Below are 862 nucleotides of genomic sequence, written 5' to 3'. Positions count from 1 at the left end.
TCCGGCTCGATCCAGGAGAGGGCGAAGTGACTCACACAGGGCAACTGGGGGAAGCGGCGGGCCAGCTCTGCTGTTTGGGTTTCCAGGCTGGGGCGTTGCCGCTGGGCTTGTCCCCATAGACCGGCAATGGCCGGGCAGACAAAGGTTTGGGGAGAGGCCACAGCCAGGACCTGCTCCACCTGCTGCGCCACACAGGAGCTATCCTCGCACTTGGCATAGGCCATTGGGTGCCATTCCATACCCGGATCAAAGCGGTCCCAGGGTTGCAGACGAGCGTCAAACCCTTCTCCTACTGCTTGGTTGCCTTCTGGGAAGAAGACAGCCCCCACCGGGATCCCCAGCCTCTGGGCGGGTTGGGCGGCCTGCTGTAGATAATCGAGAACGCCGTAGCGGGCAAACTCGACGCTGAGCTGCCAAAGCTGCTGCTGCCAACGTTCTTGGCGAACGGCGGCGCTGGGGGTGGGGGAAGGGGCAGGAGTTGGTGCTGCTGCCTCAGAACTGGAATCCGCCGGTTTCTCCAGACTCTCTGGTAAATCTTTTGCAGAGGAAAGCTGATCCCCCTGCCAATTCCTGCTGGCCATGTCTTGGGCAGCCCAGTCCAGTAACTCTGGGGAAAGCGCCCATTTCTCGGTCGGGCTGGGCCAGGGATCCCCTGGCTGCCGCCACCTGGGCTCTTCGGCATAGGTGGCATCCAGATGGAGAACATCTGCCACTGCAATGTAGCCCTGGCTTAGGTAGCGCTCCAGCAATGCCCGACCCGCCGGGTTTTCTGCCAAATTGAGGTAGGCTTTCCGGGCGGCCTCTCCATGAATCCACAAGTCTCGGACGGTGGCCGCCACGCTGGATCCCCCTGAGCCACGCG

Annotated in this window: 1 pseudogene; it reads right to left on the bottom strand. The window is 62.4% G+C overall.

The features are described from left to right. Positions 1 to 862, bottom strand: a pseudogene (locus tag NW838_RS05545) (hypothetical protein); the annotation flags it as partial.

Source organism: Synechococcus sp. R55.2, assembly GCF_047462075.1.
In the GTDB taxonomy this organism is placed as follows: Bacteria; Cyanobacteriota; Cyanobacteriia; order Thermostichales; family Thermostichaceae; genus Thermostichus.
This window is presented reverse-complemented; position numbering and strand designations above follow the sequence as displayed.